This window comes from Pseudomonas sp. GL_091 (assembly GCF_057837725.1).
Window position 1 is genome coordinate 1,077,145 of record NZ_CM174451.1, and the last position, 24,629, is coordinate 1,101,773.

The window sequence follows — 24,629 nt, forward strand, 5'->3', positions numbered from 1 at the left end:
CAGTCCATCAGTAAAACATAGAGGTTATCAAACAACAGAGGTTCGGTTCAGGAGCTCAAGGGGTCCGCCCTAGTCCCAATCAAATCGTTGGCTGGCTCAATCTGCCGGTGAGGGATACAGAGCGCGCAGTTGCTGGCATTCGGCTAGCGTGGAAAGTTCCAGGATTTTCCTAGGCGCAGAGTGATCAGGTTTGTAGTCAGCAGGTAGTAGTAGCGCGTCGATTTCGAGTTTGAGTTCATGTGGTCGTTCAAAAACCAAACGAGATGTTTTCTTTGCCATGTCCATGGATTATCTCGGTTCCAGCGTTCAGAAATGGCTGCTTGAATAGTCTTGGCCTGGCGGATGTGACGTTCGCGTGTGGCATGTGCTCCAGTCAGCACCCCAGCCAAGAAGATCTCCATATCGAATGGTTTATTCATACCCGACCACCGATATACGCCGATACCACGTCGATTCGACCATGTCCCAGCTCAAAGCTGATTTGTAAGCGTGCCTCTCGATCAAGGCGTGGATCGAGGCGCCTGCACCTGCCCCCGTTAATGGGTGCTAGGTGATGGGTGATCTGCTCATAGCGTTCGCACGCATAAGCCGCACGCAGTTCGTGGAAGCCTTTGAGGTTGTGCGTATGGAGGATATCTCGGGCGGGTCGGACGATTTCCCGTTGGAAGACGAGGTAGCTTTCGTTCGGTGCCAGCAGGTTGCGGCTGCCGTCGGGCGAGACCTGTTCGGCATACCTCAGCGCTTCGCGAATATGGTCATCCACAGCGATCCAACGAGGCGCGGTTGCGCCGCCGCGGCCACCTTTGGTGCCGTCCTGGATGTTGATCTTGCCGAATTGTTCGGCCTCGCGTTTGAGGCGCGGAAGGTCGGCCAAAATGGCCTCGCGCAGGCGCATGCCGGTGGCTCGCGCCAACTGAGCGATGGCCGCCGCGCGCGGCATTTGGTGTGCGCAAAGTACCTCGACGATCCGCTTCACGTGTTCGCGGTCTTGGCCCTGCGGCACCGAGCAACGAACGCTGGTGCGCTGCATTCCTAGTGCCTTGCTCGGGCTCGGTACTTTCACATTCAGATCACCGCGAAGCGCGGCCATGGTTCGGTTCACGCTGGACAATCGGTTTTGCGCGGTGGCGATGGCCAGCTCACCTTGTTCAACTTGCTGCCGCAGATATCTGGCGTAATCGAGCAAAGTCCGCCGAGCAATCTGCCGAGCATCGTTAAACCCTGGCCCATCCTCCGACCGACACCAGCGCACAAACGCCTGCCAGCGATCACTGTACGCTTTGACCGTCCCGTAATGCCCGCCGCCAAACAGATCACGTAGCGCCTGTGGCCCGGCATAACTCAGTTGCCGTCCATAGCCAAAGTTCCGCCCGTCCCGTCTACCGACCAATGCCATGATCAAACTCCTCTCGAAGCCAAACCTTTAAAACTTTCCCCACGTCATCCCGCCATGAATGCTGAGTGTTATCAGGGATCAAGGCCCCTGCGACCTGTGAGGGTTGTCCACTAACGCGGGACTGGCGACTCCTTACGACCGGGAGCTTGGGCATCTCATGATCTGGCCTCCTGAACACTTCCGAGGAAGTGGGCGGGTGGAGGCTGCGCTGGCTGACGAGACCGGCGCCGCGAGATCCTGAGTCGGGTGAAGGCAGTGATTCGATGACCGGGGCATGCCTGACTGTCAGTCAGGTGCAGTCCATTCCCTGGGCTGCGGCACCTTCATCTGCATCGCTGTTGCTGGTGACTTCGGTGTTTGTCACGCCAATTGTCACGAAGGGGAATGCCGCAAAGCCCTGTACGAGTTGGGCTGCAGTAGCGGTTGGAGCGCCCGTCTCTTTCCGGGAGAAAGAGACGGGCGCAGGTTGGCGCACGGGAGTGGCCAAGCGGATTGGTTGCTGCAGGGCAGCTATGAAAGGGGATGAGTTGCCGCAGTGGGCACACTGGTAAAAGTAGGCATCCATCACATCGCTGTGACCGTGCGAGCCGCCGGACGCTAATCACACTTTGGGAGAACCACCACGGTGTGGCGTAGCCTTAAAGGTTCTGGCTACCTGGGTTGCTGTCAACGACAGCACTTGCACGATCTTTTCTACGCTCGCCGATAGACAGGGTCAAGGCTCGACTTTTCGAGAATTCTGCGGCTGCGAATGGCATAAGCCGTCTATGGAAATCCGTGGTTTCTAGAAGACGGTTACACTGATTTTTAGGTTTTTCAAGTGAGGCCCTTCCAAGCAGGGCCCGCGTGGAAGGCAACGCTGTGGAGATTTCACTGGCGTGTTAGCGCTGGAATGCGCCACGCTCATCTTCCAAGGCGCTGATGCCGCCATCGACCGCGTTGACCCCGAGAAGCTCCGAAGACTTGCGCGACAGAAACTGATTAACCCGCGTATCAAACTGATCCCGCAGGCTCGCTGTAATCCCAACCCTGAGCGCATCGAGATAGTCGGCATACCACTGCATCATGATCCGCCGTTGCGTCAGGTAAAGCGCTTGGTTGTACTCGCCAGCGATACCGCCCTCGACGTGCGCGAGTTGGCTTTCGACATGATCCTTCAGCCACCCATGTTCCCGCAGTAGTGTGCTCGCGGTGTGGCGAACGCCATGGCTGACCATCCGCCCTTTATAGCCAATCTTGGCAAACACCAGATTGATCGTGTTCTCGCTGATGACGGGCCGTTTCTCACCACTACCCGGAAACAGGTAGCGGCTGCGCCCAGTGCATTGGTGCAGCTTGATCAGCATCGCGATCAGTTGATGGGGCAGGGGGCTGACATAGTCCCGGCGCATCTTCATGCGTTCAGCTGGTATGGTCCACGTCCCTTCTTCAAAATCGATTTCATCCCACGTCGCATACCGAACCATGCCGGGTCGGCTCGCCGTCAGTATTGCCATCCACGAAGCAATCCTCGACGGCAACCGGCTGGTGGTCTTACTCAGCGCCTGAAGAAATTCCGGCAGCTCGCTTTCACGCAAATGCGGATAGTGCTCAGGGGGAGGCGGCACCAACGCGATGGCATGAAGTTCTGAAGCCGGATTGTGTTCGCACAACCCCCGCGCAATCGCCTGACTGAAAATCTGCTTGAGCCAGGTCCGAGCCTTGTCTGCCACATTGAACGCCCCACGCTTTTCGATGCTGGCCTGCAACTTCGCGCAGTCGGCGCGAGTGATGTGCTCCAGCTGCATCTCGCCGAGTGCCGGTAGCAGATCCTTGTCGAGGTAGTCGCGAATCTTCTTTAGCGTCGCATGGCTGCGGCCGGAGTCGGCCTTGAACTGATACCAGTACTCCGTTGCTCGCCTGAAGGTGTTGAGCCCGGCCTCCCGTTGCTGCTGCTTGTCATCCCGCCGCTTGGCGCCAGGGTTGATGTCGTCCTTGAGCAGCTTCCGGCATTCAGCAGCCCGTTCACGAGTCTCCTGCAAGGAGATGCTCGGATAGACACCAAGCGACACCCGCGCCGGCCGACCAAGGTACGTATAGCGGAAATGCCAGTACTTGCGCCCGTTCGGCTGAACCAAAAGGGCAAGACCCGAACTATCACCCAATGTGTATTGCTTGTCGGTAGGCTTGGACGCTTTGACTTGCAAGGCGGTGAGGGGCATGGCTGTACACCTCCGGTTCTCGAACTGGAATCTGTACAGAAAATGTACCAAAAAGAGGCTGGCTTGCAAGGGACGGGGATGGAACCCCAGAGACCAAAAAGCCCGCAGTTAGCGGGCTCTAGAGGTGTTGCGTAGACGCTGGTAGTCGTCTATGTACTGCAAATGGTGCCCCGAGGGAGACTCGAACTCCCACTCCTTTCGAAAACGGATTTTGAATCCGCCGCGTCTACCAATTCCGCCATCAGGGCTCAATGGCGGCGAAGTATAGAGATGAGATAACCGCTGGTCAATCAGGTACATGGAGAATTTTTGATATTTCCGCTAGACTTCCCGGCCCTGCTAGACGAACCCCATCATGCGCGTTGCTGACTTTACCTTCGAGCTCCCTGATTCGCTGATCGCCCGCCATCCGCTGGCCGAGCGGCGCAATAGTCGCCTGTTGACCCTGGATGGGGTCAGCGGCGCCCTGGCACACCGTCAATTCACTGATTTGCTGGAGCATTTGCGCCCCGGCGACTTGATGGTGTTCAACAATACCCGGGTGATTCCGGCGCGGCTGTTTGGCCAGAAGGCTTCCGGCGGCAAGCTGGAAATCCTGGTGGAACGGGTGCTCGATAGTCATCGCGTGCTGGCCCATGTGCGTTCCAGCAAGTCGCCCAAGCCTGGGTCGAAGATCCTCATCGACGGCGGTGGCGAGGCCGAGATGCTGGCGCGGCACGATGCGTTGTTCGAGCTGGGGTTCACTGAGGAGGTGTTGCCGCTGCTCGACCGCGTCGGGCACATGCCGCTGCCTCCTTATATAGACCGCCCGGACGAAGGCGCCGACCGCGAGCGTTACCAGACCGTCTACGCCGAGCGTTTGGGCGCGGTGGCGGCACCGACGGCGGGGCTGCATTTCGATCAGGTGCTGATGGAGGCGATTGCCGCCAAGGGCGTCGAGACTGCGTTCGTGACCCTGCACGTCGGCGCTGGCACCTTCCAGCCGGTTCGCGTGGAGAAGCTTGAAGACCACCACATGCACAGCGAATGGCTGGAAGTCGGCCAGGACGTGGTCGATGCCGTTGCCGCCTGCCGCGCTCGCGGTGGTCGTGTGGTGGCGGTGGGGACCACCAGCGTGCGTTCTCTGGAAAGCGCCGCCCGCGATGGCGTGCTCAAGCCGTTCAGCGGCGATACCGACATTTTCATCTTCCCGGGCCGGCCGTTTCATGTGGTCGATGCCCTGGTCACCAACTTCCATTTGCCCGAATCCACGCTGTTGATGTTGGTTTCGGCGTTCGCCGGTTATCCCGAAACCATGGCCGCCTACAAGGCTGCCGTGGACAACGGTTACCGCTTTTTCAGCTACGGTGATGCGATGTTCATCACGCGTAATCCTGCGCCGACTGCCCCTAAAGAATCGGGCCCAGAGGAAACAGTATGAGTCGCACCTGTCGTATGTCTTTCGAGCTGCTGGCCACTGATGGCAAGGCTCGTCGCGGTCGTTTGACCTTCCCGCGCGGTACCGTCGAGACCCCGGCCTTCATGCCGGTGGGCACCTACGGCACGGTCAAGGGCATGCTGCCACGGGATATCGAGGCGACTGGCGCTGAAATCATTCTGGGCAACACTTTCCACTTGTGGCTGCGCCCGGGCACGGAAGTGATCAAGAAGCACGGCGACCTGCACGATTTCATGCAGTGGAAAGGCCCGATCCTGACCGACTCCGGCGGTTTCCAGGTGTTCAGCCTGGGCGCCATGCGCAAGATCAAGGAGGAGGGCGTGACCTTCGCCTCCCCGGTCGACGGCGCCAAGGTGTTCATGGGGCCGGAAGAGTCGATGCAGGTCCAGCGTGACCTGGGCTCGGACATCGTGATGATTTTCGACGAATGCACGCCGTACCCGGCTGATGAAGACGTCGCCCGTATTTCCATGGAATTGTCCCTGCGTTGGGCCAAGCGTTCGAAAGAAGCCCATGGCGACAACACGGCGGCGCTGTTCGGCATCGTTCAGGGCGGCATGCACCAGGACCTGCGCATGCGCTCCCTGGAAGGCCTCGACAAGATCGGCTTCGACGGCCTGGCCATTGGCGGCCTGTCGGTGGGCGAGCCCAAGCACGAAATGATCAAGGTGCTGGATTACCTGCCGGGCATGATGCCGGCTGACAAACCTCGTTACCTTATGGGCGTTGGCAAACCGGAAGATCTGGTTGAGGGTGTGCGCCGCGGTGTGGACATGTTCGATTGCGTGATGCCAACCCGTAATGCCCGCAACGGGCACCTGTTCATTGATACCGGCGTGCTGAAGATCCGTAATGCGTTCCATCGCCATGATGATTCGCCGCTCGATCCGACCTGCGATTGCTATACCTGCCAGAACTTCTCCCGCGCTTATCTGCATCACCTGGACAAGTGCGGCGAAATGCTGGGAAGCATGCTCAATACCATCCATAACTTGCGTCATTATCAAGTGCTTATGGCTGGTTTGCGCGAGGCTATTCAACAGGGTACATTGGCCGCCTTTGTCGATGCCTTCTACGCCAAACGCGGGTTACCTGTTCCGCCTTTGGACTGAGTTTTCTGACCCCAAGATTCAACATTTGCAACTGGAGTGCTAAATGAGCTTTTTTATCTCTAATGCCATGGCTGACGCCGCTGCACCTGCTGCTGCCGGCCCAATGGGCGGCGGTTTCGAGTGGATTTTCCTGGTCGGTTTCCTGGTCATCTTCTACCTGATGATCTGGCGTCCACAGGCCAAGCGCGCCAAAGAGCAGAAGAACCTGCTGAGCAGCCTGCAGAAAGGCGACGAAGTTGTGACCACCGGCGGCATCGCCGGCAAGATCACTAAAGTGGCCGACGATTTCGTCGTTCTGGAAGTTTCCGACACTGTCGAAATGAAGTTCCAGAAAGGCGCCATCGCCGCCACGTTGCCAAAAGGCACGCTCAAAGCGATCTGAGTTTCAACTTCATATTCAACCGACGGGGCGCGCAAGGCGCCCCGCGTCATAAACGGGCGGCGTGATGCTGAACAAATATCCTCTGTGGAAATACATTCTGATCCTGGCGGTGCTGGCGGTCGGTCTGATTTATTCCGCTCCCAATCTTTATCCTGATGACCCGGCCATTCAGGTCAGCGGTGCAAGCACTGCGCTGCTGGTCAATCAGGCTGATCTGGACCGTGTAAGCACGGCGCTCAGAGAGTCCGGGATCAACGTCAAGGCTGCCACCCTGGCCGCCAACGGCAAGGGCGGCCTGATTCGCCTGACCAAGGCTGAAGACCAGCTGCCGGCCAAGGACGTTGTACGCAAGGCGCTGGGTGATGACTACGTCGTTGCATTGAACCTGGCACAAACCACCCCGCAATGGCTGCGCAACCTCGCTGCGCACCCGATGAAGCTGGGTCTGGACTTGTCCGGTGGTGTGCACTTCCTGCTGGAAGTGGACATGGACAAAGCCCTTGATGCGCGCCTGAAAGTCTACGAAGGCGACGTCAAGAGCCTGCTGCGTAAAGAGAAACTGCGCTATCGCAGCCTGCCGCAAGTGGGTGGTGCCATCCAGCTGGGCTTCGCTGATGAAGACAGCCGCGAACAGGCCCGTGTACTGATCCGCAAGAACTTCAACGATTTCGACATTGTTCCGGCCGACCTCAATGGTCAACCGGTGCTGCGTCTGGCGATGACCCCGGCCAAGCTGGCGGAAATCCGCGAATACTCCATCAAGCAGAACTTGACCACGGTGCGTAACCGCGTCAACGAGCTGGGTGTTGCCGAACCGATCGTTCAGCGCCAGGGCGCCAACCGCATCGTGGTTGAACTGCCGGGCGTGCAGGACACCGCTGAAGCCAAGCGTATCCTCGGCAAGACGGCCAACCTCGAGTTCCGTCTGGCCGCTGAGCCGGGTGCTTCGAAAGCCACTTCCGAGGAATTCGAGTTCCGTGAGGGCAAGCGTCCTCCTGCGCTGATCGAGCGTGGCCTGATCATCACCGGTGACCAGGTGACTGACGCCAAGGCTGGCTTCGGCGAGCACGGCACGCCGGAAGTGAACATCCGTCTGGACGGTCACGGCGGCGAGCTGATGAGCCGTGCGACCCGTTCGAACGTTGGTCGCAGCATGGCGGTGATCTTCATCGAGCAGCGTCCGATCACCACTTACACCAAGCAGATGGTCAATGGCGTCGAGAAAGACGTGCCGGTTCAGACCTTCAAGGAAGAGAAGAAGATCATCAGCCTGGCGACCATTCAGTCGCCGTTGGGTGCGCAGTTCCGCATCACTGGCCTGAATGGTCAGGGCGAGTCGTCCGAACTGGCGCTGCTGCTGCGTGCCGGTGGTCTGGCTGCACCGATGTACTTCGCTGAAGAACGCACCATTGGCCCAAGCCTGGGTGCCGACAACATCACCAAGGGTATCGATGCATCGCTGTGGGGCATGCTGTTTGTCTCGCTGTTCATCATGGCCATCTACCGCTTCTTCGGCCTCATCGCCACCGTCGCGCTGGCGGTGAACATGGTGATGCTGCTGGCCCTGATGTCGCTGCTGGGTGCAACGCTGACCCTGCCGGGTATCGCCGGTATCGTGTTGACCATGGGTATGGCGGTCGACGCCAACGTGCTGATCTTCTCGCGGATCCGTGAAGAGATCGCCGCCGGCATGACCGTGCAGCGCGCAATCAACGAAGGCTTCGGTCGGGCATTCACCGCGATTCTCGACGCCAACCTGACCACCTTGCTGGTCGGCGGCATCCTCTTTGCCATGGGCACCGGCCCGGTCAAGGGCTTCGCAGTGACCATGTCCCTCGGGATCTTTACCTCGATGTTCACGGCCATCATGGTGACCCGCGCGATGGTCAACCTGATCTTCGGCGGTCGTGACTTCAAGAAGTTGTGGATTTAAGGGGCTGCCATGTTACGTACAATCAACTTCATGGGCGTTCGCAACTTTGCGTTCGGCGTCACATTGTTCCTTACCGCGCTGGCAATGTTCAGTGTCTTCCATAAGGGCATGAACTGGGGCCTGGACTTCACCGGCGGTACGCTCATCGAGCTGACCTACGAGCGTCCGGCCGACGTTACCAAGGTGCGTGAGCAACTGGTGACCGCCGGTTATCACGAAGCCATCGTGCAGAACTTCGGTGCAACCACCGACCTGCTGGTGCGCATGCCTGGCGAAGACCCGCAACTGGGTCACCAGGTAGCCGAAGCCTTGCAGAAGGTCGGCGGCGAGAACCCGGCGACGGTCAAGCGTGTCGAGTTCGTCGGCCCGCAGGTAGGTGAAGAGCTGCGCGACCAGGGCGGCCTCGGCATGCTGATGGCGCTGGGCGGCATCCTGATCTACCTGGCCTTCCGCTTTCAGTGGAAGTTTGCGGTCGGTGCGATCGTGTCCTTGATCCACGACGTCATCGTGACCGTCGGTATCCTGTCGTTCTTCCAGATCACCTTCGACCTGACGGTGCTGGCGGCGGTACTGGCGATCATCGGTTACTCGCTCAACGACACCATCGTGGTATTCGACCGGGTTCGTGAGAACTTCCGTGTACTGCGCAAGGCCACCCTGATCGAGAACATCAACATCTCGACCACGCAAACCCTGCTGCGGACCATGGCGACTTCGATCTCCACTTTGCTGGCGATCGCGGCCCTGTTGTTCTTCGGTGGCGACAACCTGTTCGGCTTCTCCATCGCCCTGTTCATCGGTGTTCTGGCGGGTACTTACTCGTCGATCTACATCGCGAACGTGGTGCTGATCTGGTTGAACCTGAGCACTGAAGACCTGATTCCTCCGGTGAATACCGAGAAGGAAGTCGACGACCGTCCTTGAAGGCAAAGTCTTTAAGCGATGTAGTCCAAAAAAGGCGCGAGTTGAACTCGCGCCTTTTTTTGTGCTCCAAGGCTGGGAGAAGCGCGGACAAGTTCCGCATTTGATGGTCCAGGAGGTTCATGTGAACAAGTCGATGCTGGTTGGTGCTGTACTGGGTGCTGTCGGTGTAACTGCCGGGGGTGCTGTGGCCACCTACAGCCTGGTTAAAAGCGGCCCAGAGTACGCGCAAGTACTCGCCGTTGAGCCGGTCAAGACACAAATCAAGACTCCACGTGAAGTGTGCAAGGATGTAGCGGTCACCCGGCAGGCGCCGGTGAAAGATCAACATCAGATCGCCGGTACGGTGGTCGGTGCATTGGCAGGTGGTTTGCTGGGTAACCAGATCGGTGGCGGCACCGGTAAGAAGATCGCCACGGTCGCGGGTGCTGTCGGTGGCGGTTACGCCGGCAACAAGGTGCAGGAAGGCATGCAAGAGCGTGACACCTACACCACGACCCAGACCCGCTGTAACACGGTTAACGACATCAGTGACAAGGTTGTAGGTTACGACGTGCGGTATTCGCTGGACGGCAAGGAAGGCAAGGTGCGCATGGATCGTGATCCAGGCAACCAGATTCCGGTGGATAAGGAAGGCAAGTTGATCTTGTCGGAGAATCAGGCGGCTCAGTGATCTGCTGACGCTGGATAAAAAAGAAGCACCCTGCGGGGTGCTTTTTTTGTGCCCGCGATTTATGCGCCGCAGCGAGTCCCTTGTAGGAGCGAGCTTGCTCGCGAAGAACCCAAAGGCACCGCGTTAATCCTGAAAGCGCGCGTAATCGTTGGCGACCATCGCGAGCAAGCTCGCTCCTACAGTGGGTATGTGGTGTGTTTCAGATCGATTTCCAGGCATAAAAAAAGCACCCCGAAGGGTGCTTTTTCTGTCGCCGGAAGCTTAGCGCTTCAGCGAAGCCGGCAGGTGCGGCTGGATCGCCGTCAAAACTGCCTTGAAGCATTTGGTGTTGCCTGCAACGACGTGGCCTTTTTCAAGGAAGTCGTGACCGCCGGTGAAGTCGCTCACCAAGCCGCCGGCTTCCTGGATCAGCAGGGCGCCTGCAGCCATGTCCCACTCGGACAGGCCCGACTCCCAGAAGGCGTCGAAACGGCCGGCGGCCACGTAGGCCAGGTCCAGGCTCGCGGAACCTGCGCGGCGGATGCCGGCAGTCTGGCCAACCAGGGCGCGGAACATGCCCAGGTAGTTGTCGAGGTTGTCCATCTGGTCATCACGGAACGGGAAGCCGGTACCCAGCAGGGCGCCGTCCAGGCTGGTGCGACCGCTAACGCGCAGGCGACGACCGTTCAGTTGGGCGCCGCGACCACGGCTGGCGGTGAATTCTTCCTGGCGAACCGGGTCCAGGACAACAGCGTGCTCAAGACGACCGCGGTATTTGCAGGCGATACTGACAGCGAAGTGAGGAATGCCGCGCAGGAAGTTGGTGGTGCCGTCCAGCGGATCGATGATCCACAGGTACTCTTCGCCTTCGATGCCGGTGCCGGCGTGCATGCCGGTTTCTTCACCCATGATCGAGTGATTCGGGTAGGCCTTGCGCAGAGCGTCGATGATTTTCTGTTCGGCGGCGCGATCCACCTCGGATACGTAATCCTTGGCGTCTTTTTCGTCGACCTTGATGGTATCCAGGCGCTCGATGGAGCGGAAGATCAATTCACTGGCGCTGCGGGCGGCGCGCAGCGCGATATTCAGCATGGGCTGCATGGATGTGTCACCTAAGGTTGTTAAAGAAAGCCGGGCATTCTATCAGAAAGTTTCTACAGGAGAAGGACGGCGTTCGCTTTCATGGCTTAACGGTAGGATGAGCTGTAAGATTCTGCTCCCGATTATTGTGTTCGAGAGCGCCTCCCTTGCTGCAAAACATTCGTGTCGTCCTGGTCAATACCAGCCATCCAGGCAATATCGGCGGGGCTGCGCGTGCCATGAAGAACATGGGGCTGTCGCGGCTGGTGCTGGTCGAGCCTCGTCTGTTCCCGCATCACGAGGCCGATGCCCGTGCCTCCGGTGCCGGAGACATCCTTGAAAACGCGCAAGTCGTCGCCACCTTGGAAGATGCCCTGGTCGGCTGCAACCTGGTGCTTGGCACCAGTGCCCGCGACCGGCGCATTCCCTGGCCGCTGCTCGATCCCCGCGAATGCGGAACCAAGGTGGTCGAGGAAGCCGGGCAGGGCGCGGAGATCGCCCTGGTGTTCGGTCGTGAAGACTCCGGCCTGACCAACGAAGAGCTGCAGCGATGTCATTATCACGTGCACATTCCATCAGACCCTGAGTTCAGTTCGCTGAACCTTGGGGCGGCGGTGCAGGTGTTGGGTTATGAAGTGCGCATGTCCTGGCTGGCGGCCCAAGGTCAGCCGAGCAAGGTCGAGAAGGAAGAAGTGGCTTCGGTCAAAAGCGCTGAGCTTGCGACCATGGACGAGCTGGAACGATTCTATGAGCACCTGGAACAGACCCTGGTGGCCATCGAATTCCTCGATCCGGAAAAGCCGCGGCACTTGATGGCGCGCCTGCGCCGGTTGTACGGACGCAGCTCGGTCAGCCGGGCGGAAATGAATATTTTGCGTGGCATCCTCACGGAAACCCAGAAGGCGGCCCGTGGTGAGCTCCTTAAGCGGAAGGATTAATGATGTTCGAGCGTTTGCGTGAAGATATCCAGAGCGTATTCCACCGAGACCCGGCGGCGCGTAACGCTTTTGAAGTCCTGACCTGCTACCCCGGCATGCATGCCATCTGGATTCACCGTTTGTCGGCGATGCTGTGGCGCGCTGACCTGAAATGGCTGGCGCGGCTGGTATCGAACTTCGGTCGCTGGTTGACCGGGATCGAGATCCATCCGGGTGCCAAGGTCGGTCGTCGCTTCTTCATTGACCATGGCATGGGCATCGTCATCGGTGAAACCGCCGAGATCGGCGATGACGTCACTATTTATCAGGGCGTAACCCTGGGCGGCACCAGCTGGAACAAAGGCAAGCGTCACCCGACCTTGGGTGATGGCGTGGTGGTCGGGGCGGGCGCGAAGGTGCTTGGCCCGTTCACTGTCGGTGCCGGGGCCAAGGTGGGTTCCAATGCTGTCGTGACCAAGGAAGTGCCGCCGGGTGCCACTGTGGTGGGTATTCCGGGGCGGATCATCGTCAAGTCCGATGTCGAGCAGGACGCCAAACGCAAGGCTATGGCCGAGAAGATTGGCTTCGATGCCTACGGCCTCAGCGAAGACATGCCTGACCCGGTGGCGCGCGCCATTGGTCAGCTCCTTGATCATCTGCAGGCGGTCGATGGGCGTCTGGAGGGGATGTGCGGGGCACTGAAGGACCTGGGCAGCAATTACTGTGCGAAAGATCTGCCTGAGCTGCGTGAAGAAGACTTTGCCTGTGTGAAGGACAAGGATCAGAGTCAGGCCAGCTAGACCGAGTTGACCTTATCGCGAGCAGGCTCACTCCTGCATTTGAAATGCTTTCCCCTGTAGGAGCGAGCCTGCTCGCGAAGAACGGTAACTCGGTATTACTGGCTGTTCGCAGCCAGCCTTTGCTATGATGCGCCCGCTCTTTTGCGGGTAAACCTGACTAAAGTACTAGGTCTTATAGTTGACTTAAATACTCGGGAATTGCATACTCGCCTCATTCCGAACTCCGTGGTAATTGTCCATGCGACTGACTACAAAAGGCCGATACGCCGTGACCGCCATGCTCGATCTGGCATTGCACGCGCAGCACGGGCCCGTGTCCTTGGCCGATATCTCCGAGCGCCAAGGCATCTCCCTGTCCTACCTCGAACAGCTTTTCGCCAAATTGCGCCGCAGCAATCTGGTGTCCAGTGTGCGTGGTCCGGGCGGTGGCTACCAATTGTCCCGCGACATGCAGGGCATCCAGGTCGCCCAGGTGATCGATGCGGTGAACGAATCGGTCGATGCAACCAAATGCCAAGGCCAGGGTGATTGCCATTCCGGTGACACTTGCCTGACTCACCACTTGTGGTGCGATCTGAGCCTGCAGATTCACGAATTTCTGAGCGGTATCAGCTTGGCTGATCTTGTGACTCGCCGTGAGGTGCAAGAAGTAGCCCAGCGTCAGGACCAGCGCCGTTGCAACAGCAAGGCGCCACGCCTGGACAAGATTGAAGCGTCCGCCGTCGAATGACAGCCGAAGAGCTAGCGGCACGCCAGCCAGCCTGATTTAGGAGATAGTCCATGAAATTGCCGATTTACCTTGATTACTCTGCGACCACCCCGGTTGATCCGCGTGTTGCGCAAAAAATGAGTGAATGCCTGCTGGTCGACGGAAACTTCGGTAACCCGGCGTCCCGTTCCCACGTGTTCGGCTGGAAAGCCGAAGAGTCCGTCGAAAACGCCCGTCGTCAGGTCGCTGACCTGGTCAACGCCGACCCGCGTGAAATCGTCTGGACCTCCGGCGCCACCGAATCCGACAACCTGGCAATCAAGGGTGCGGCGCATTTCTATGCCACCAAAGGCAAGCACCTGATCACCACCAAGATTGAGCACAAGGCTGTCCTGGACACCATGCGCCAACTGGAGCGTGAAGGTTTCGAAGTGACCTACATCGAGCCTCGTACCGATGGCCTGGTGACCCCTGAGATGATCGAAGCCGAACTGCGCGACGACACCATCCTGGTTTCGGTCATGCACGTGAACAACGAAATCGGCACCATCAACGACATCGCAGCGATCGGCGAACTGCTCCGTTCCAGGGGCATCCTGTTCCACGTCGACGCCGCTCAGTCCACCGGCAAGGTCGACATCGACCTGTCGAAGCTGAAAGTCGACATGATGTCGTTCTCCGCCCACAAGACCTACGGTCCTAAAGGCATCGGCGCCCTGTACGTAAGCCGCAAGCCGCGCGTACGTATCGAAGCGACCATGCACGGTGGCGGTCACGAGCGCGGCATGCGTTCGGGCACCCTGGCGACCCACCAGATCGTCGGCATGGGTGAAGCTTTCCGTGTGGCCAAGGAAGACATGGCTGCCGAAAACGCACGCATCAAGGCGTTGAGCGAGCGTTTCTACAAGCAGGTAGAACACCTGGAGGAGTTGTACGTCAACGGCAGCATGGCCGCCCGCGTTCCGCACAACCTGAACCTGAGCTTCAACTACGTTGAAGGCGAGTCGCTGATCATGGCCCTCAAGGATCTGGCGGTATCGTCCGGTTCGGCCTGCACCTCGGCTTCCCTCGAGCCTTCGTACGTACTGCGCGCCCTGGGCCGCAACGACGAACTGGCACACAGTTCGATCCGTTTCACCTTCGGCCGTTTCACCACCGAAGAAGAAATCGACTACGCCGCGCAGAAAGTTTGCGAGGCCGTTACCAAGCTGCGCGCTTTGTCGCCGCTGTGGGACATGTACAAAGACGGCGTCGATATCTCGAAGATCGAGTGGGCGGCACACTAACGATAGAAGCCGCCGGATACAGGACCTGTAGCAGCGCGGCGATAAACGCAGCGTAACTGCAGGGCCTCAAGAGCGGCCCTGATGAGTGAGGATTGAGAATCATGTCTTACAGCGAAAAGGTCATCGACCACTACGAAAACCCGCGCAACGTCGGCAAGATGGACGCGGAAGATCCTGATGTTGGCACCGGCATGGTCGGCGCTCCGGCGTGCGGCGACGTGATGCGCCTGCAGATCAAGGTCAACGACGCCGGCATCATCGAAGATGCCAAGTTCAAGACTTACGGCTGCGGTTCGGCTATCGCTTCCAGCTCCCTCGCCACCGAGTGGATGAAGGGCAAGACCCTGGACGAAGCAGAAACCATCAAGAACACTCAGCTGGCTGAAGAGCTGGCCCTGCCGCCAGTGAAAATCCACTGCTCGGTACTTGCTGAAGACGCCATCAAGGCGGCTGTTCGCGATTACAAGCAGAAGAAAGGCTTGATCTGATTTTCGAGTTTTGGCGACGAGTAAGGAGTCACCGATGGCTATCAGCATGACAGAAGCGGCTGCTCGACACGTGCGGCGCTCCCTCGACGGGCGCGGCAAAGGTGAAGGGATTCGTCTGGGTGTTCGCACCACGGGCTGTTCCGGCCTTGCCTACGTGCTGGAGTTTGTCGACGAGGTGGTTGCAGAGGACCAGGTGTTCGAAAGTCACGGCGAAAAAGTGATCATCGACCCGAAGAGCCTGGCCTACCTGGACGGCACCGAGCTCGATTTCGTCAAGGAAGGGTTGAACGAAGGCTTCAAGTTCAACAACCCCAATGTACGCGGTGAATGTGGCTGCGGCGAAAGCTTCAACATCTGAGGCTTGTCGTGGGTACTCCTTGTCATTTCGCTTTATTTGAGCTGCAACCGAGTTTCGATCTGGACCTCGATCAGCTGGCTACGCGCTACCGTGAGTTGGCGCGCAGTGTTCATCCGGACCGCTTTGCTGACGCTTCCGAGCGTGAGCAGCGGTTGGCGCTGGAGCAATCCGCGAGCCTCAACGAGGCCTATCAGACGCTCAAGAGTCCACCCAAGCGCGCGCGTTACCTGCTCGCCTTGAATGGTGGCGAGCTGCCGCTGGAGGTCACGGTGCATGATCCGGAATTTCTTCTGCAGCAGATGGAGTTGCGTGAAGAGCTCGAAGACCTGCAGGACAGCGCCGACCTCAATGGCGTTGCCGTCTTCAAGCGTCGCCTGAAGGCTGCCCAGGATGAACTGAACCAAAGCTTCGCAGCTTGCTGGAACGATGCTGCGCACCGTGAACGGGCCGAACGCCTGATGCGGCGCATGCAGTTCCTCGACAAGCTCACCTACGAAGTGCGCCAGTTAGAAGAGCGCCTCGACGATTAACCCAGTGCCGCTCCGGTCGCACGCCTGATATACAGATAAGTCCTGATAACGATGGCCCTACTGCAGATCGCCGAACCCGGCCAAAGTCCTCAACCGCACCAGCGTCGTCTGGCTGTGGGGATCGACTTGGGCACTACCAATTCGCTGGTCGCTGCATTGCGCAGTGGTCTTTCCGAGCCGCTTGCCGACGCAGAAGGGCGGGTTATCCTGCCGTCTGCCGTGCGCTACCACGCTGATCGCGTCGAAGTGGGCGAGTCCGCCAAGCTGGCTGCCGCTACCGATCCCTTGAACACTGTGCTGTCGGTCAAGCGCTTGATGGGTCGTGGTCTGTCCGACGTCAAGCAATTGGGCGACCAACTGCCGTACCGCTTTGTCGATGGCGAGTCGCACATGCCGTTCATCGAGACGATCCAGGGCCCGAAAAGCCCGGTGGAAGTCTCCGCCGATATCCTCAAGGTCCTGCGTCAACGCGCCGAAGCGACCCTGGGTGGTGAATTGGTGGGTGCGGTGATCACTGTTCCGGCCTATTTTGACGACGCTCAGCGTCAAGCCACCAAGGATGCGGCCAAGCTGGCCGGTCTGAACGTGCTGCGCTTGCTCAATGAGCCGACCGCGGCGGCGGTGGCTTACGGTCTGGACCAGCACGCCGAAGGCCTGGTCGCCATTTATGACCTGGGCGGCGGCACCTTCGATATTTCGATTCTGCGCCTGACTGGCGGTGTCTTCGAAGTTTTGGCCACTGGCGGCGACAGCGCCCTGGGTGGCGATGACTTCGATCACGCGATCGCTGGCTGGATCATCGAGAGCGCTGGCCTATCCGCCGACCTCGATCCGGGTGCGCAACGCAACTTGCTGCAAACCGCCTGTGTGGCCAAGGAAGCCCTGACCAATGCTGCGGCCGTTGAAGTGGCCCATGGCAACTGGAAAGCCGAGCTGACCCGCGAAGCCTTCAATGCGCTGATCGAGCCGATGGTCGCTCGCAGCCTGAAAGCCTGCCGCCGTGCGGTGCGTGATTCCGGTATCGAGCTGGAAGACGTGCATGCCGTGGTCATGGTTGGTGGTTCAACTCGCGTTCCTCGCGTTCGTGACGCCGTCGCCGAAGCCTTCGGTCGCCAGCCGTTGACTGAAATCGACCCGGATCAAGTGGTAGCCATCGGTGCTGCGATCCAGGCCGATACCCTGGCCGGTAACAAGCGTGACGGCGGCGAACTGTTGCTGCTAGACGTGATTCCGCTGTCCCTGGGGCTGGAAACCATGGGCGGCCTGATGGAGAAGGTGATTCCGCGCAACACTACCATCCCCGTCGCCCGCGCCCAGGACTTCACCACTTACAAAGACGGCCAGTCGGCCATGGCCATCCACGTATTGCAGGGTGAGCGCGAGCTGATCAGCGACTGCCGCTCCCTGGCGCGCTTCGAGCTGCGCGGCATTCCGGCGATGGTCGCTGGCGCGGCGAAGATTCGCGTGACCTTTCAGGTCGATGCCGACGGTCTGCTCAGCGTTTCCGCCCGGGAACTGGGTTCGGGCGTCGAGGCCAGCATTCAGGTCAAGCCGTCCTACGGCCTGACCGACGGCGAAATCGCCAGAATGCTCAAGGACTCGTTCCAGCACGCCAATGACGACAAGGTTGCCCGCGTACTGCGCGAGCAGCAGGTCGACGCCCAGCGCCTGATCGAAGCGGTGCAGGCCGCTCTGGAGGCGGATGGCGAGCGTTTGCTCGATGCCGAAGAGCGCCTGGTCATCGACATGCAGGTGCAGGAACTGACCGAACTGATGAAAGGTACCGATGGTTACGCCATCGAGCAGCAGACCAAGCGTCTGTCGCAAGTGACCGACGCCTTTGCTGCCCGCCGCCTGGACTCGACGGTGAAAGCCGCGCTGGCGGGGCGCAACCTGAATGAGATTGAGGAATAACGATGCCGCAGGTCATTTTTCTGCCACACGAGAAGTTTTGCCCCGAAGGCATGGTTGTAGAGGCTGAGACCGGTACGTCCATCCTCGAGCTGGCCCATGAGCACCATATCGAGATGGAAAGCGCTTGCGGTGGCGTCTGTGCCTGCACCACCTGCCACTGCATCATCCGCGAGGGTTTCGACTCGCTGGAAGAGGCTGATGAGCTGGAGGAGGACTATCTTGACAAGGCATGGGGGCTGGAAGCTCAATCGCGCCTGGGTTGTCAGGCCAAGGTCGGTAGCGAAGACCTGACCGTCGAAATTCCGAAGTACTCGCTCAACCACGCAGCCGAAGCAGCGCACTGATTCAAGGAATTGTCATGAAACTCAAGTGGACTGATGTGCTGGAGATCGCGATCCAGCTGGCTGAAAGCAAGCCCGACGTGGACCCTATGTCGGTCAACTTCGTCGATCTGCGTAAATGGGTGATGGAATTGCCCGAGTTCGACGACATGCCTGAGCATTGTGGCGAAAAGATCCTGGAGGCCATTCAGGCCCACTGGATTGAAGAACGCCACTGAGCCACGCCGCAGGTTAGGCAATACCCGAGAACCCGCGTATAATTCGCGGGTTTAATTTTTCGTAAATTACCGTTTCTGGAGTTACACCATGGCTGTTCAACGTACTTTCTCCATCATCAAGCCTGACGCCGTTGCTAAAAACGTTATCGGCGAGATCACCACTCGTTTCGAAAAAGCTGGCCTGCGCGTTGTAGCTTCGAAACTGAAGCAACTGTCCAAAGCTGAAGCTGAAGGCTTCTACGCTGAGCACAGCGCTCGTGGTTTCTTCAACGACCTGGTTGCTTTCATGATCTCCGGTCCGGTTGTCGTTCAGGTTCTGGAAGGCGAAAACGCTATCGCTCTGAACCGTGAGCTGATGGGCGCTACCAACCCTAAAGAAGCTGCTGCCGGCACCATCCGTGCTGACTTCGCTGACTCCATCGACGCCAACGCTGTACACGGTTCGGACTCCGAAGCCGCTGCCGCTCGCGAAATCTCGTACTTCTTCGCAGCTACTGAAGTAACCACTCGCTAAGCATTGGCTTAAGAGTGAAGGTGAATCCATGACTACATCGACTGTAAAAATTAACCTGCTGGGTCTGACTCAGCTGGAAATGGAAAAATTCTTCGACTCAATCGGGGAGAAGCGTTTCCGTGCCGGTCAGGTAATGAAATGGATTCACCACTTTGGTGTCGATGATTTCGATGCCATGACGAACGTCAGCAAGGCCTTGCGCGAAAAGCTCAAGGCTGTTGCTGAGGTCCGTGGTCCGGAAGTGGTCAGCGAGGACATCTCCAGCGACGGCACCCGCAAGTGGGTGGTGCGCGTGGCGTCCGGCAGCTGCGTCGAGACCGTGTACATTCCCCAGGGCAAGCGCGGCACCTTGTGCGTTTCGTCCCAGGCAGGCTGTGCCCTGGATTGCAGTTTCTGCTCCACCGGCAAGCAAGGCTTCAATAGCAACCTCACCGCCGCCGAAGTCATCGGCCAGGTGTGGATTGCCAACAAATCCTTTGGCAGCGTCCCGGCAACAGTCGACCGTGCCATCACCAACGTGGTGATGATGGGCATGGGTGAGCCGCTGCTGAACTTCGACAACGTCGTCGCGGCCATGCATTTGATGATGGACGACCTGGGCTACGGCATTTCCAAGCGCCGTGTGACCCTGTCGACCTCCGGCGTGGTGCCGATGATCGATGAGCTCTCCAAGCACATCGACGTCTCCCTGGCGTTGTCCCTGCACGCACCGAATGACGCATTGCGTAACCAATTGGTGCCGATCAACAAGAAGTATCCGCTTAAGATGCTGCTCGAATCGTGCCAGCGCTACATGTCGAATCTCGGCGAAAAGCGCGTGCTGACCATCGAATACACCTTGCTCAAAGACATCAATGACAAGGTCGAGCACGCGGTGGAAATGATCGAGCTGCTGAAGAATATCCCGTGCAAGATCAACCTGATCCCGTTCAACCCGTTCCCGCATTCCGGTTACGAGCGTCCGAGCAATAATGCGATTCGTCGTTTTCAGGATCAGCTTCACCATGCAGGTTTCAATGTCACCGTCCGCACCACCCGTGGTGAAGACATCGACGCCGCATGTGGTCAATTGGTAGGGCAGGTGCTGGACCGCACCCGTCGCAGCGAACGTTATATCGCCGTGCGTGAACTCAACGCCGAAAACGATGTAGCGCAAGACGCCGCGAAATAACCAAGAGAGGAACTCTATGTCCCTGCGCTTTGCGCTGCTTTTGCTGTTGGCCAGCCTGTGTGCTGGCTGCGTGCTTTCGGGCGATTACAACCCGATGAAGACCAGCAAGGGCCGTGATGAAGCGCGTGAGGCCTATGTGCAGCTCGGTATCGGGTATTTGCAACAAGGCATGACCGAGCGCGCCAAGGTTCCGTTGAAGAAAGCGTTGGAGCTCGATGGCTCCGACCCTGATGCCAATGCGGCGCTGGGGCTGGTGTTCCAGGCCGAGATGGAACCTACACTTGCCGACGAGCATTTTCGCAAGGCGCTGTCTTCCCGTCCCGCCGATGCACGAATCCTCAATAACTACGGCAGTTTTCTGTTCGAGCAGAAACGTTACAAGGAAGCCTACGAGCGCTTTGAACAAGCCGCTGCCGATACCCTGTATCCTGAGCGTTCGCGGGTGTTCGAGAACCTGGGCATGACCGCTGCGATGCTCGGTCAGCGCGATCTGGCTCAGCAGCAACTGGAAAAAGCCCTGCGCCTGAACCACCAACAACCACGTGCATTGCTGGAAATGGCTGAGTTGTCTTACGAAGACAGGCATTATGTGCCCGCGCGTGACTATTACGACCGTTTTAGCCAGCTCTCCGAACAAAATGCACGTAGTCTGTTGCTCGGCGTTCGGCTGGCAAAAGTGTTTGATGACCGCGACAAGGCCGCAAGTGCTGGCCTGCAACTTAAAAGACTCTATCCCGGTACGCCGGAATATCAGCAATACCTGTCGGAGCAATGATGAAAGCGGCGCATCCCGAAGTTGTAGCAGCGAATCGCGTAAACCCCGGTGAGACTTTGCGCCAGGCCCGCGAAAGCAATGGCTGGTCGCTGGCCGAAGTGGCCCTCAAGCTCAACCTCACCACCACTTCCTTGAGCAATCTGGAAGCCGGCGCTTTCGACAAGCTGCCCGGGCATACTTTTGCCCGCGGTTACATTCGCGCCTATGCCAAATTGCTCGGCATGGACCAGGCCGTCCTGGTCCAGCAATTCGATCAATCCACCGGTACCGACTCCCAGGGCAGCAATGTTCACAGCCTGGGCCGTATTGAAGAGCCGGTTCGGGTTTCCCACACCATTTTGCGAATCGTCAGCCTGCTGTTGCTGGTCGCGGTGATTGGCGGGGGTTTTGTCTGGTGGCAGGATCAGACCTCGATGCGCACCAAGGACCTGATCGGTCTGGCACCAGAGCACGTAGAAGTCGAAGGCGCCGACGGTACGACACAGATTCACCCGCTGGACGAGCCGGAAGACCAGGCCGTCGTGGAAGGCCAGACCGAAGGCGGAACCGCCCTCGCGCTGCCACAGGCCGACGCTTCGGCTGAAGCACCAGAGCAGGCTCAGGCGACTGCACCAGCCGCCCCGGCAGCGCCGACCACACCAGCCGCACCGGCCCGCACTATCGCGCCTGTTGTCGCAACGCCGGTGACCCCGACAGCTCCGGCCATCCCGGCCCCGGTGGTGACTGCACCTGTAGCCCCGAGCGCTCCGGCTCCTGCGCCAGCGGTAACCGCGCCAGTGGCCGGTCAAGGCCAGGTCAAGGTGCAGTTCACCTCCGATTGCTGGACACAAGTGACCGACGGTAGCGGCAAGGTGCTGTTCAGCGGTCTCAAACGCAAAGGCGACAGCCTGGCAGTCAATGGCAAACCACCGTTTACCGTGCGCCTGGGCTTTGCCCGCGGCGCTCAGGTCAGCTACAACGGCCAGCCGGTTGATGTCGCTCCGTTCACCAGTGGCGAGACTGCTCGCCTGAAATTGGGTCAATAAGTCATGCACGGCGAATCTCCAATCAAACGTCGCGAATCCCGCAAGATCTGGGTCGGTAACGTGCCTGTTGGCGGCGATGCGCCTATCGCTGTGCAGAGCATGACCAACAGCGACACCAACGATGTCGCGGCCACTGTCGCGCAAATCAATCGCCTGGAAGCGGCCGGCGTCGATATCGTGCGGGTCTCCGTGCCGGACATGGACGCTGCCGAAGCCTTCGGCAAGATCAAGCAGCTTGTCAAAGTACCCTTGGTTGCCGATATTCACTTCGACTACCGGATCGCTTTGCGTGTAGCCGAACTGGGTGTCGATTGCCTGCGGATCAACCCGGGCAACATCGGTCGTGAAGACCGCGTGCGTGCGGTGGTGGATGCCGCCCGTGACCGCGGGATCCCGATCCGTATCGGCGTGAACGCCGGTTCCCTGGAAAAAGACCTGCAAAAGAAATATGGCGAGCCGACCCCGGCTGCGCTGGTCGAGTCTGCCTTGCGCCACGTCGAGCACCTTGAGCGCCTGAACTTCCAGGACTTCAAGGTCAGCGTGAAAGCCTCCGACGTGTTCATGGCCGTCGAAGCCTACCGCCTGCTGGCCAAGGAAATCGTCCAGCCGCTGCACCTGGGCATCACTGAAGCCGGTGGTTTGCGTTCCGGCACGGTGAAATCTGCCGTGGGCCTCGGTATGCTGCTCGCCGAAGGGATTGGCGATACTATCCGCATCTCGTTGGCGGCCGACCCGGTCGAGGAAGTGAAAGTCGGCTACGACATTCTCAAATCCCTGCACCTGCGTTCCCGTGGCATCAACTTCATCGCCTGCCCGAGTTGCTCGCGGCAGAACTTCGATGTGGTCAAGACCATGAACGAGCTGGAAGGGCGCCTCGAGGATTTGCTGGTGCCGCTGGATGTCGCGGTTATCGGTTGCGTGGTCAACGGTCCGGGCGAAGCCAAGGAAGCCCATATCGGCTTGACCGGCGGCACGCCGAACCTGATTTACATCGACGGCAAGCCGTCGCAGAAGCTGACGAATGACAATCTGGTGGATGAGCTTGAGCGCTTGATCCGCCAGAAAGCGGCCGAAAAGGTCGAAGCTGACGCTGCCGTTATTGCGCGCGGCTAAGCCTGGCTAAAAAGAGCCGAACGAATTAAGGAATTTAAGTGAGCAAGTCTCTGCAAGCCATTCGTGGCATGAACGACATCCTGCCCGAGCAGACCCCCCTGTGGCGTCATTTCGAAGGCACCGTTTCGCGCCTGCTGGATAACTACGGTTACAAGCAGATCCGCATGCCGATCGTCGAGTTCACCGAGCTGTTCAAGCGTTCCATCGGTGAAGTGACCGACATCGTCGAAAAAGAGATGTACACCTTCGACGATCGCAACGGCGACTCCCTGACCCTGCGCCCTGAAGGCACGGCGGCCTGTGTGCGCGCGGTGCTGGAACACGGCATCACCGGCGGCGGCCAGGTTCAGAAACTCTGGTACATCGGGCCGATGTTCCGCCACGAACGTCCGCAGAAAGGCCGCTATCGCCAGTTCCACCAGATCGGTGTGGAGGTGTTCAACCTCGACGGTCCGGACATCGACGCCGAGCTGATCGTGCTGACCTGGCGCCTGTGGGGCGAACTGGGCATCCGCGATGCGGTCAAACTCGAGCTTAACAGCCTGGGCACCAGCGAATCCCGTGGGCGTTATCGCGAAGCACTTGTTGAGTTCTTGTCGCAACACCTGGACAAGCTGGACGAAGACAGCCAGCGCCGCCTGAAGACCAACCCGTTGCGCGTCCTGGACACCAAAAACGCCGAGACACAGGCGATTCTGGTCGATGCGCCGAAAATGGCCGACTACCTCGACGAGGAATCCCGCGTGCATTTCGAGGGCCTCAAGGCTCGCCTGGACGCCGCCGGCATTCCTTACGTGATCAACCCGAAGCTGGTTCGCGGGCTGGATTACTACAGCAAGACCGTTTTCGAATGGGTCACCGACAAACTCGGCGCCCAGGGCACCGTGTGTGCCGGTGGCCGCTACGACGGCCTGGTGGAGCAGATGGGCGGCAAGCCGACCGCCGGCGTTGGCTTTGCCATGGGCATCGAACGCCTGGTGCTGTTGCTGGAAACCCTGGAGCAGATCCCGCAAGAGATCTCCCGTCAGGTCGACGTCTACCTCTGCGCTTTCGGTGAAGCCGCCGAGCTGGCTGGCCTGACCCTGGCGGAGCGTGTTCGTGATCAGTTGCCCAACCTGCGCCTGCAAGTGAATGCCGGCGCCGGCAGTTTCAAAAGCCAGTTCAAGAAGGCCGACAAGAGCGGCGCGCTGTATGCGCTGATCCTCGGTGACGACGAAATGGCCCAGCAAGTGGTAGGTTTCAAACCCCTGCGTGGCCAGGGCGAACAACAAAGCATTGCCTGGGATGCGCTTGCCGCTCACCTGGCCACCTGCGTCGTGCAGGGTTGAAGCTGTCTAAACAGCCGAATTAGCGAT

Annotated in this window: 26 protein-coding genes and 1 tRNA gene; 22 read left to right on the forward strand and 5 right to left on the reverse strand. The window is 59.1% G+C overall.

The features are described from left to right. Positions 1-143: 143 nt before the first annotated feature. From AC3ITY_RS04865 to AC3ITY_RS04880, 4 genes are all read right to left on the reverse strand, one after another. Positions 144-419: a hypothetical protein gene (locus tag AC3ITY_RS04865; protein ID WP_169909505.1), complete on the reverse strand. Its 276-nt coding sequence runs from the start codon at positions 417-419 to the stop codon at positions 144-146. After that, the gene (locus AC3ITY_RS04870; protein ID WP_489307919.1) at positions 416-1,396 is read right to left on the reverse strand and encodes an integrase domain-containing protein; all 981 of its coding nucleotides are present in this window, start codon (positions 1,394-1,396) and stop codon (positions 416-418) included. The genes AC3ITY_RS04865 and AC3ITY_RS04870 overlap by 4 nt, the downstream gene beginning before the upstream one ends. A gap of 881 nt (positions 1,397-2,277) precedes the next feature. Further along, positions 2,278-3,597: a tyrosine-type recombinase/integrase gene (locus tag AC3ITY_RS04875; RefSeq protein WP_489307920.1), complete on the reverse strand. Its 1,320-nt coding sequence runs from the start codon at positions 3,595-3,597 to the stop codon at positions 2,278-2,280. Between the two features lie 163 nt (positions 3,598-3,760). Beyond that, positions 3,761-3,845, reverse strand: a tRNA-Leu gene (locus tag AC3ITY_RS04880). Positions 3,846-3,952: 107 nt separating this feature from the next. On the opposite strand from AC3ITY_RS04880, the gene queA reads away from it, so the two are divergent. From queA to AC3ITY_RS04910, 6 genes are all read left to right on the forward strand, one after another. Beyond that, on the forward strand, positions 3,953-5,017 hold the full coding sequence (gene queA / locus AC3ITY_RS04885; protein ID WP_223516000.1) for a tRNA preQ1(34) S-adenosylmethionine ribosyltransferase-isomerase QueA: 1,065 nt from the start codon (positions 3,953-3,955) through the stop codon (positions 5,015-5,017). A gap of 14 nt (positions 5,018-5,031) precedes the next feature. Further along, positions 5,032-6,147: a tRNA guanosine(34) transglycosylase Tgt gene (gene tgt / locus AC3ITY_RS04890; RefSeq protein ID WP_162130301.1), complete on the forward strand. Its 1,116-nt coding sequence runs from the start codon at positions 5,032-5,034 to the stop codon at positions 6,145-6,147. A 43-nt stretch (positions 6,148-6,190) separates the two neighbouring features. Next, positions 6,191-6,529: a preprotein translocase subunit YajC gene (gene yajC, locus AC3ITY_RS04895; RefSeq protein WP_007916913.1), complete on the forward strand. Its 339-nt coding sequence runs from the start codon at positions 6,191-6,193 to the stop codon at positions 6,527-6,529. 64 nt (positions 6,530-6,593) lie between these two features. Further along, positions 6,594-8,462 (forward strand): protein translocase subunit SecD, encoded by a 1,869-nt coding sequence (secD, locus tag AC3ITY_RS04900; protein ID WP_489307921.1) that lies wholly within the window; start codon positions 6,594-6,596, stop codon positions 8,460-8,462. Positions 8,463-8,471: 9 nt separating this feature from the next. Continuing rightward, the gene (secF, locus tag AC3ITY_RS04905; RefSeq protein ID WP_489307922.1) at positions 8,472-9,386 is read left to right on the forward strand and encodes a protein translocase subunit SecF; all 915 of its coding nucleotides are present in this window, start codon (positions 8,472-8,474) and stop codon (positions 9,384-9,386) included. 121 nt (positions 9,387-9,507) lie between these two features. Beyond that, a complete protein-coding gene (locus AC3ITY_RS04910) occupies positions 9,508-10,056 on the forward strand; it encodes a glycine zipper 2TM domain-containing protein (RefSeq protein WP_150728289.1) in 549 nt (182 codons plus the stop codon). A 261-nt stretch (positions 10,057-10,317) separates the two neighbouring features. Here the strand turns inward: AC3ITY_RS04910 and suhB are convergent, their stop codons facing one another. Beyond that, entirely contained in the window at positions 10,318-11,136 is an 819-nt protein-coding gene (gene suhB, locus AC3ITY_RS04915) for a type III secretion system regulator SuhB (protein WP_007982736.1), read from the reverse strand. A 146-nt stretch (positions 11,137-11,282) separates the two neighbouring features. Between suhB and trmJ the strand changes: the two genes are divergently transcribed. The 16 genes from trmJ to hisS all read left to right on the forward strand — a co-directional run bounded on the left by trmJ (position 11,283) and on the right by hisS (position 24,602). Continuing rightward, the gene (trmJ, locus tag AC3ITY_RS04920; RefSeq protein ID WP_103394285.1) at positions 11,283-12,053 is read left to right on the forward strand and encodes a tRNA (cytosine(32)/uridine(32)-2'-O)-methyltransferase TrmJ; all 771 of its coding nucleotides are present in this window, start codon (positions 11,283-11,285) and stop codon (positions 12,051-12,053) included. 2 nt (positions 12,054-12,055) lie between these two features. Beyond that, positions 12,056-12,832, forward strand: a complete 777-nt coding sequence (gene cysE, locus AC3ITY_RS04925; protein WP_102670196.1) for a serine O-acetyltransferase — start codon at positions 12,056-12,058, stop codon at positions 12,830-12,832. Positions 12,833-13,070: 238 nt separating this feature from the next. Next, complete coding sequence (iscR, locus tag AC3ITY_RS04930; RefSeq protein WP_003227911.1) at positions 13,071-13,562, forward strand: Fe-S cluster assembly transcriptional regulator IscR; 492 nt, start codon at positions 13,071-13,073, stop codon at positions 13,560-13,562. Positions 13,563-13,612: 50 nt separating this feature from the next. Next, positions 13,613-14,827 carry an IscS subfamily cysteine desulfurase gene (locus AC3ITY_RS04935; protein ID WP_489307923.1) on the forward strand — a complete coding sequence of 405 codons (1,215 nt, stop codon included), beginning with the start codon at positions 13,613-13,615 and terminating at the stop codon, positions 14,825-14,827. Positions 14,828-14,928: 101 nt separating this feature from the next. Continuing rightward, positions 14,929-15,315, forward strand: a complete 387-nt coding sequence (gene iscU, locus AC3ITY_RS04940) for a Fe-S cluster assembly scaffold IscU (RefSeq protein ID WP_007982746.1) — start codon at positions 14,929-14,931, stop codon at positions 15,313-15,315. A gap of 34 nt (positions 15,316-15,349) precedes the next feature. Next, on the forward strand, positions 15,350-15,673 hold the full coding sequence (gene iscA, locus AC3ITY_RS04945; protein ID WP_003227904.1) for an iron-sulfur cluster assembly protein IscA: 324 nt from the start codon (positions 15,350-15,352) through the stop codon (positions 15,671-15,673). 8 nt (positions 15,674-15,681) lie between these two features. Next, entirely contained in the window at positions 15,682-16,203 is a 522-nt protein-coding gene (hscB, locus tag AC3ITY_RS04950; RefSeq protein WP_150813623.1) for a co-chaperone HscB, read from the forward strand. Between the two features lie 51 nt (positions 16,204-16,254). Further along, positions 16,255-18,117: a Fe-S protein assembly chaperone HscA gene (hscA, locus tag AC3ITY_RS04955; protein ID WP_489307927.1), complete on the forward strand. Its 1,863-nt coding sequence runs from the start codon at positions 16,255-16,257 to the stop codon at positions 18,115-18,117. A 2-nt stretch (positions 18,118-18,119) separates the two neighbouring features. Then, positions 18,120-18,461, forward strand: a complete 342-nt coding sequence (gene fdx, locus AC3ITY_RS04960) for an ISC system 2Fe-2S type ferredoxin (RefSeq protein WP_489307928.1) — start codon at positions 18,120-18,122, stop codon at positions 18,459-18,461. Between the two features lie 14 nt (positions 18,462-18,475). Further along, on the forward strand, positions 18,476-18,676 hold the full coding sequence (gene iscX / locus AC3ITY_RS04965) for a Fe-S cluster assembly protein IscX (protein ID WP_218429449.1): 201 nt from the start codon (positions 18,476-18,478) through the stop codon (positions 18,674-18,676). A gap of 88 nt (positions 18,677-18,764) precedes the next feature. Continuing rightward, positions 18,765-19,190, forward strand: coding sequence for a nucleoside-diphosphate kinase (gene ndk / locus AC3ITY_RS04970; protein ID WP_007903599.1), 426 nt, complete (start codon positions 18,765-18,767; stop codon positions 19,188-19,190). 28 nt (positions 19,191-19,218) lie between these two features. Then, a complete protein-coding gene (rlmN, locus tag AC3ITY_RS04975; RefSeq protein WP_489307930.1) occupies positions 19,219-20,361 on the forward strand; it encodes a dual-specificity RNA methyltransferase RlmN in 1,143 nt (380 codons plus the stop codon). A gap of 16 nt (positions 20,362-20,377) precedes the next feature. Beyond that, positions 20,378-21,136 (forward strand): type IV pilus biogenesis/stability protein PilW, encoded by a 759-nt coding sequence (gene pilW / locus AC3ITY_RS04980; RefSeq protein WP_489307932.1) that lies wholly within the window; start codon positions 20,378-20,380, stop codon positions 21,134-21,136. Then, complete coding sequence (locus AC3ITY_RS04985; RefSeq protein WP_489310778.1) at positions 21,136-22,161, forward strand: RodZ domain-containing protein; 1,026 nt, start codon at positions 21,136-21,138, stop codon at positions 22,159-22,161. The genes pilW and AC3ITY_RS04985 overlap by 1 nt, the downstream gene beginning before the upstream one ends. 3 nt (positions 22,162-22,164) lie before the next feature. Next, entirely contained in the window at positions 22,165-23,274 is a 1,110-nt protein-coding gene (gene ispG, locus AC3ITY_RS04990) for a flavodoxin-dependent (E)-4-hydroxy-3-methylbut-2-enyl-diphosphate synthase (RefSeq protein WP_003185136.1), read from the forward strand. Positions 23,275-23,312: 38 nt separating this feature from the next. Beyond that, positions 23,313-24,602: a histidine--tRNA ligase gene (hisS, locus tag AC3ITY_RS04995; protein WP_046040930.1), complete on the forward strand. Its 1,290-nt coding sequence runs from the start codon at positions 23,313-23,315 to the stop codon at positions 24,600-24,602. Positions 24,603-24,629 lie beyond the last annotated feature (27 nt).

What these genes read in the sequence shown, in the direction of transcription:
- AC3ITY_RS04865 (WP_169909505.1), bottom strand. Translation starts at nt 419, where the DNA reads ATGAATAAACCATTCGATATGGAGATCTTCTTGGCTGGGGTGCTGACT.
- AC3ITY_RS04870 (WP_489307919.1), bottom strand. Translation starts at nt 1,396, where the DNA reads ATGGCATTGGTCGGTAGACGGGACGGGCGGAACTTTGGCTATGGACGG.
- AC3ITY_RS04875 (WP_489307920.1), bottom strand. Translation starts at nt 3,597, where the DNA reads ATGCCCCTCACCGCCTTGCAAGTCAAAGCGTCCAAGCCTACCGACAAG.
- queA (WP_223516000.1), top strand. Translation starts at nt 3,953, where the DNA reads ATGCGCGTTGCTGACTTTACCTTCGAGCTCCCTGATTCGCTGATCGCC.
- tgt (WP_162130301.1), top strand. Translation starts at nt 5,032, where the DNA reads ATGTCTTTCGAGCTGCTGGCCACTGATGGCAAGGCTCGTCGCGGTCGT.
- yajC (WP_007916913.1), top strand. Translation starts at nt 6,191, where the DNA reads ATGAGCTTTTTTATCTCTAATGCCATGGCTGACGCCGCTGCACCTGCT.
- secD (WP_489307921.1), top strand. Translation starts at nt 6,594, where the DNA reads ATGCTGAACAAATATCCTCTGTGGAAATACATTCTGATCCTGGCGGTG.
- secF (WP_489307922.1), top strand. Translation starts at nt 8,472, where the DNA reads ATGTTACGTACAATCAACTTCATGGGCGTTCGCAACTTTGCGTTCGGC.
- suhB (WP_007982736.1), bottom strand. Translation starts at nt 11,136, where the DNA reads ATGCAGCCCATGCTGAATATCGCGCTGCGCGCCGCCCGCAGCGCCAGT.
- cysE (WP_102670196.1), top strand. Translation starts at nt 12,056, where the DNA reads ATGTTCGAGCGTTTGCGTGAAGATATCCAGAGCGTATTCCACCGAGAC.
- iscR (WP_003227911.1), top strand. Translation starts at nt 13,071, where the DNA reads ATGCGACTGACTACAAAAGGCCGATACGCCGTGACCGCCATGCTCGAT.
- AC3ITY_RS04935 (WP_489307923.1), top strand. Translation starts at nt 13,613, where the DNA reads ATGAAATTGCCGATTTACCTTGATTACTCTGCGACCACCCCGGTTGAT.
- iscU (WP_007982746.1), top strand. Translation starts at nt 14,929, where the DNA reads ATGTCTTACAGCGAAAAGGTCATCGACCACTACGAAAACCCGCGCAAC.
- iscA (WP_003227904.1), top strand. Translation starts at nt 15,350, where the DNA reads ATGGCTATCAGCATGACAGAAGCGGCTGCTCGACACGTGCGGCGCTCC.
- hscA (WP_489307927.1), top strand. Translation starts at nt 16,255, where the DNA reads ATGGCCCTACTGCAGATCGCCGAACCCGGCCAAAGTCCTCAACCGCAC.
- fdx (WP_489307928.1), top strand. Translation starts at nt 18,120, where the DNA reads ATGCCGCAGGTCATTTTTCTGCCACACGAGAAGTTTTGCCCCGAAGGC.
- iscX (WP_218429449.1), top strand. Translation starts at nt 18,476, where the DNA reads ATGAAACTCAAGTGGACTGATGTGCTGGAGATCGCGATCCAGCTGGCT.
- ndk (WP_007903599.1), top strand. Translation starts at nt 18,765, where the DNA reads ATGGCTGTTCAACGTACTTTCTCCATCATCAAGCCTGACGCCGTTGCT.
- rlmN (WP_489307930.1), top strand. Translation starts at nt 19,219, where the DNA reads ATGACTACATCGACTGTAAAAATTAACCTGCTGGGTCTGACTCAGCTG.
- pilW (WP_489307932.1), top strand. Translation starts at nt 20,378, where the DNA reads ATGTCCCTGCGCTTTGCGCTGCTTTTGCTGTTGGCCAGCCTGTGTGCT.
- AC3ITY_RS04985 (WP_489310778.1), top strand. Translation starts at nt 21,136, where the DNA reads ATGAAAGCGGCGCATCCCGAAGTTGTAGCAGCGAATCGCGTAAACCCC.
- ispG (WP_003185136.1), top strand. Translation starts at nt 22,165, where the DNA reads ATGCACGGCGAATCTCCAATCAAACGTCGCGAATCCCGCAAGATCTGG.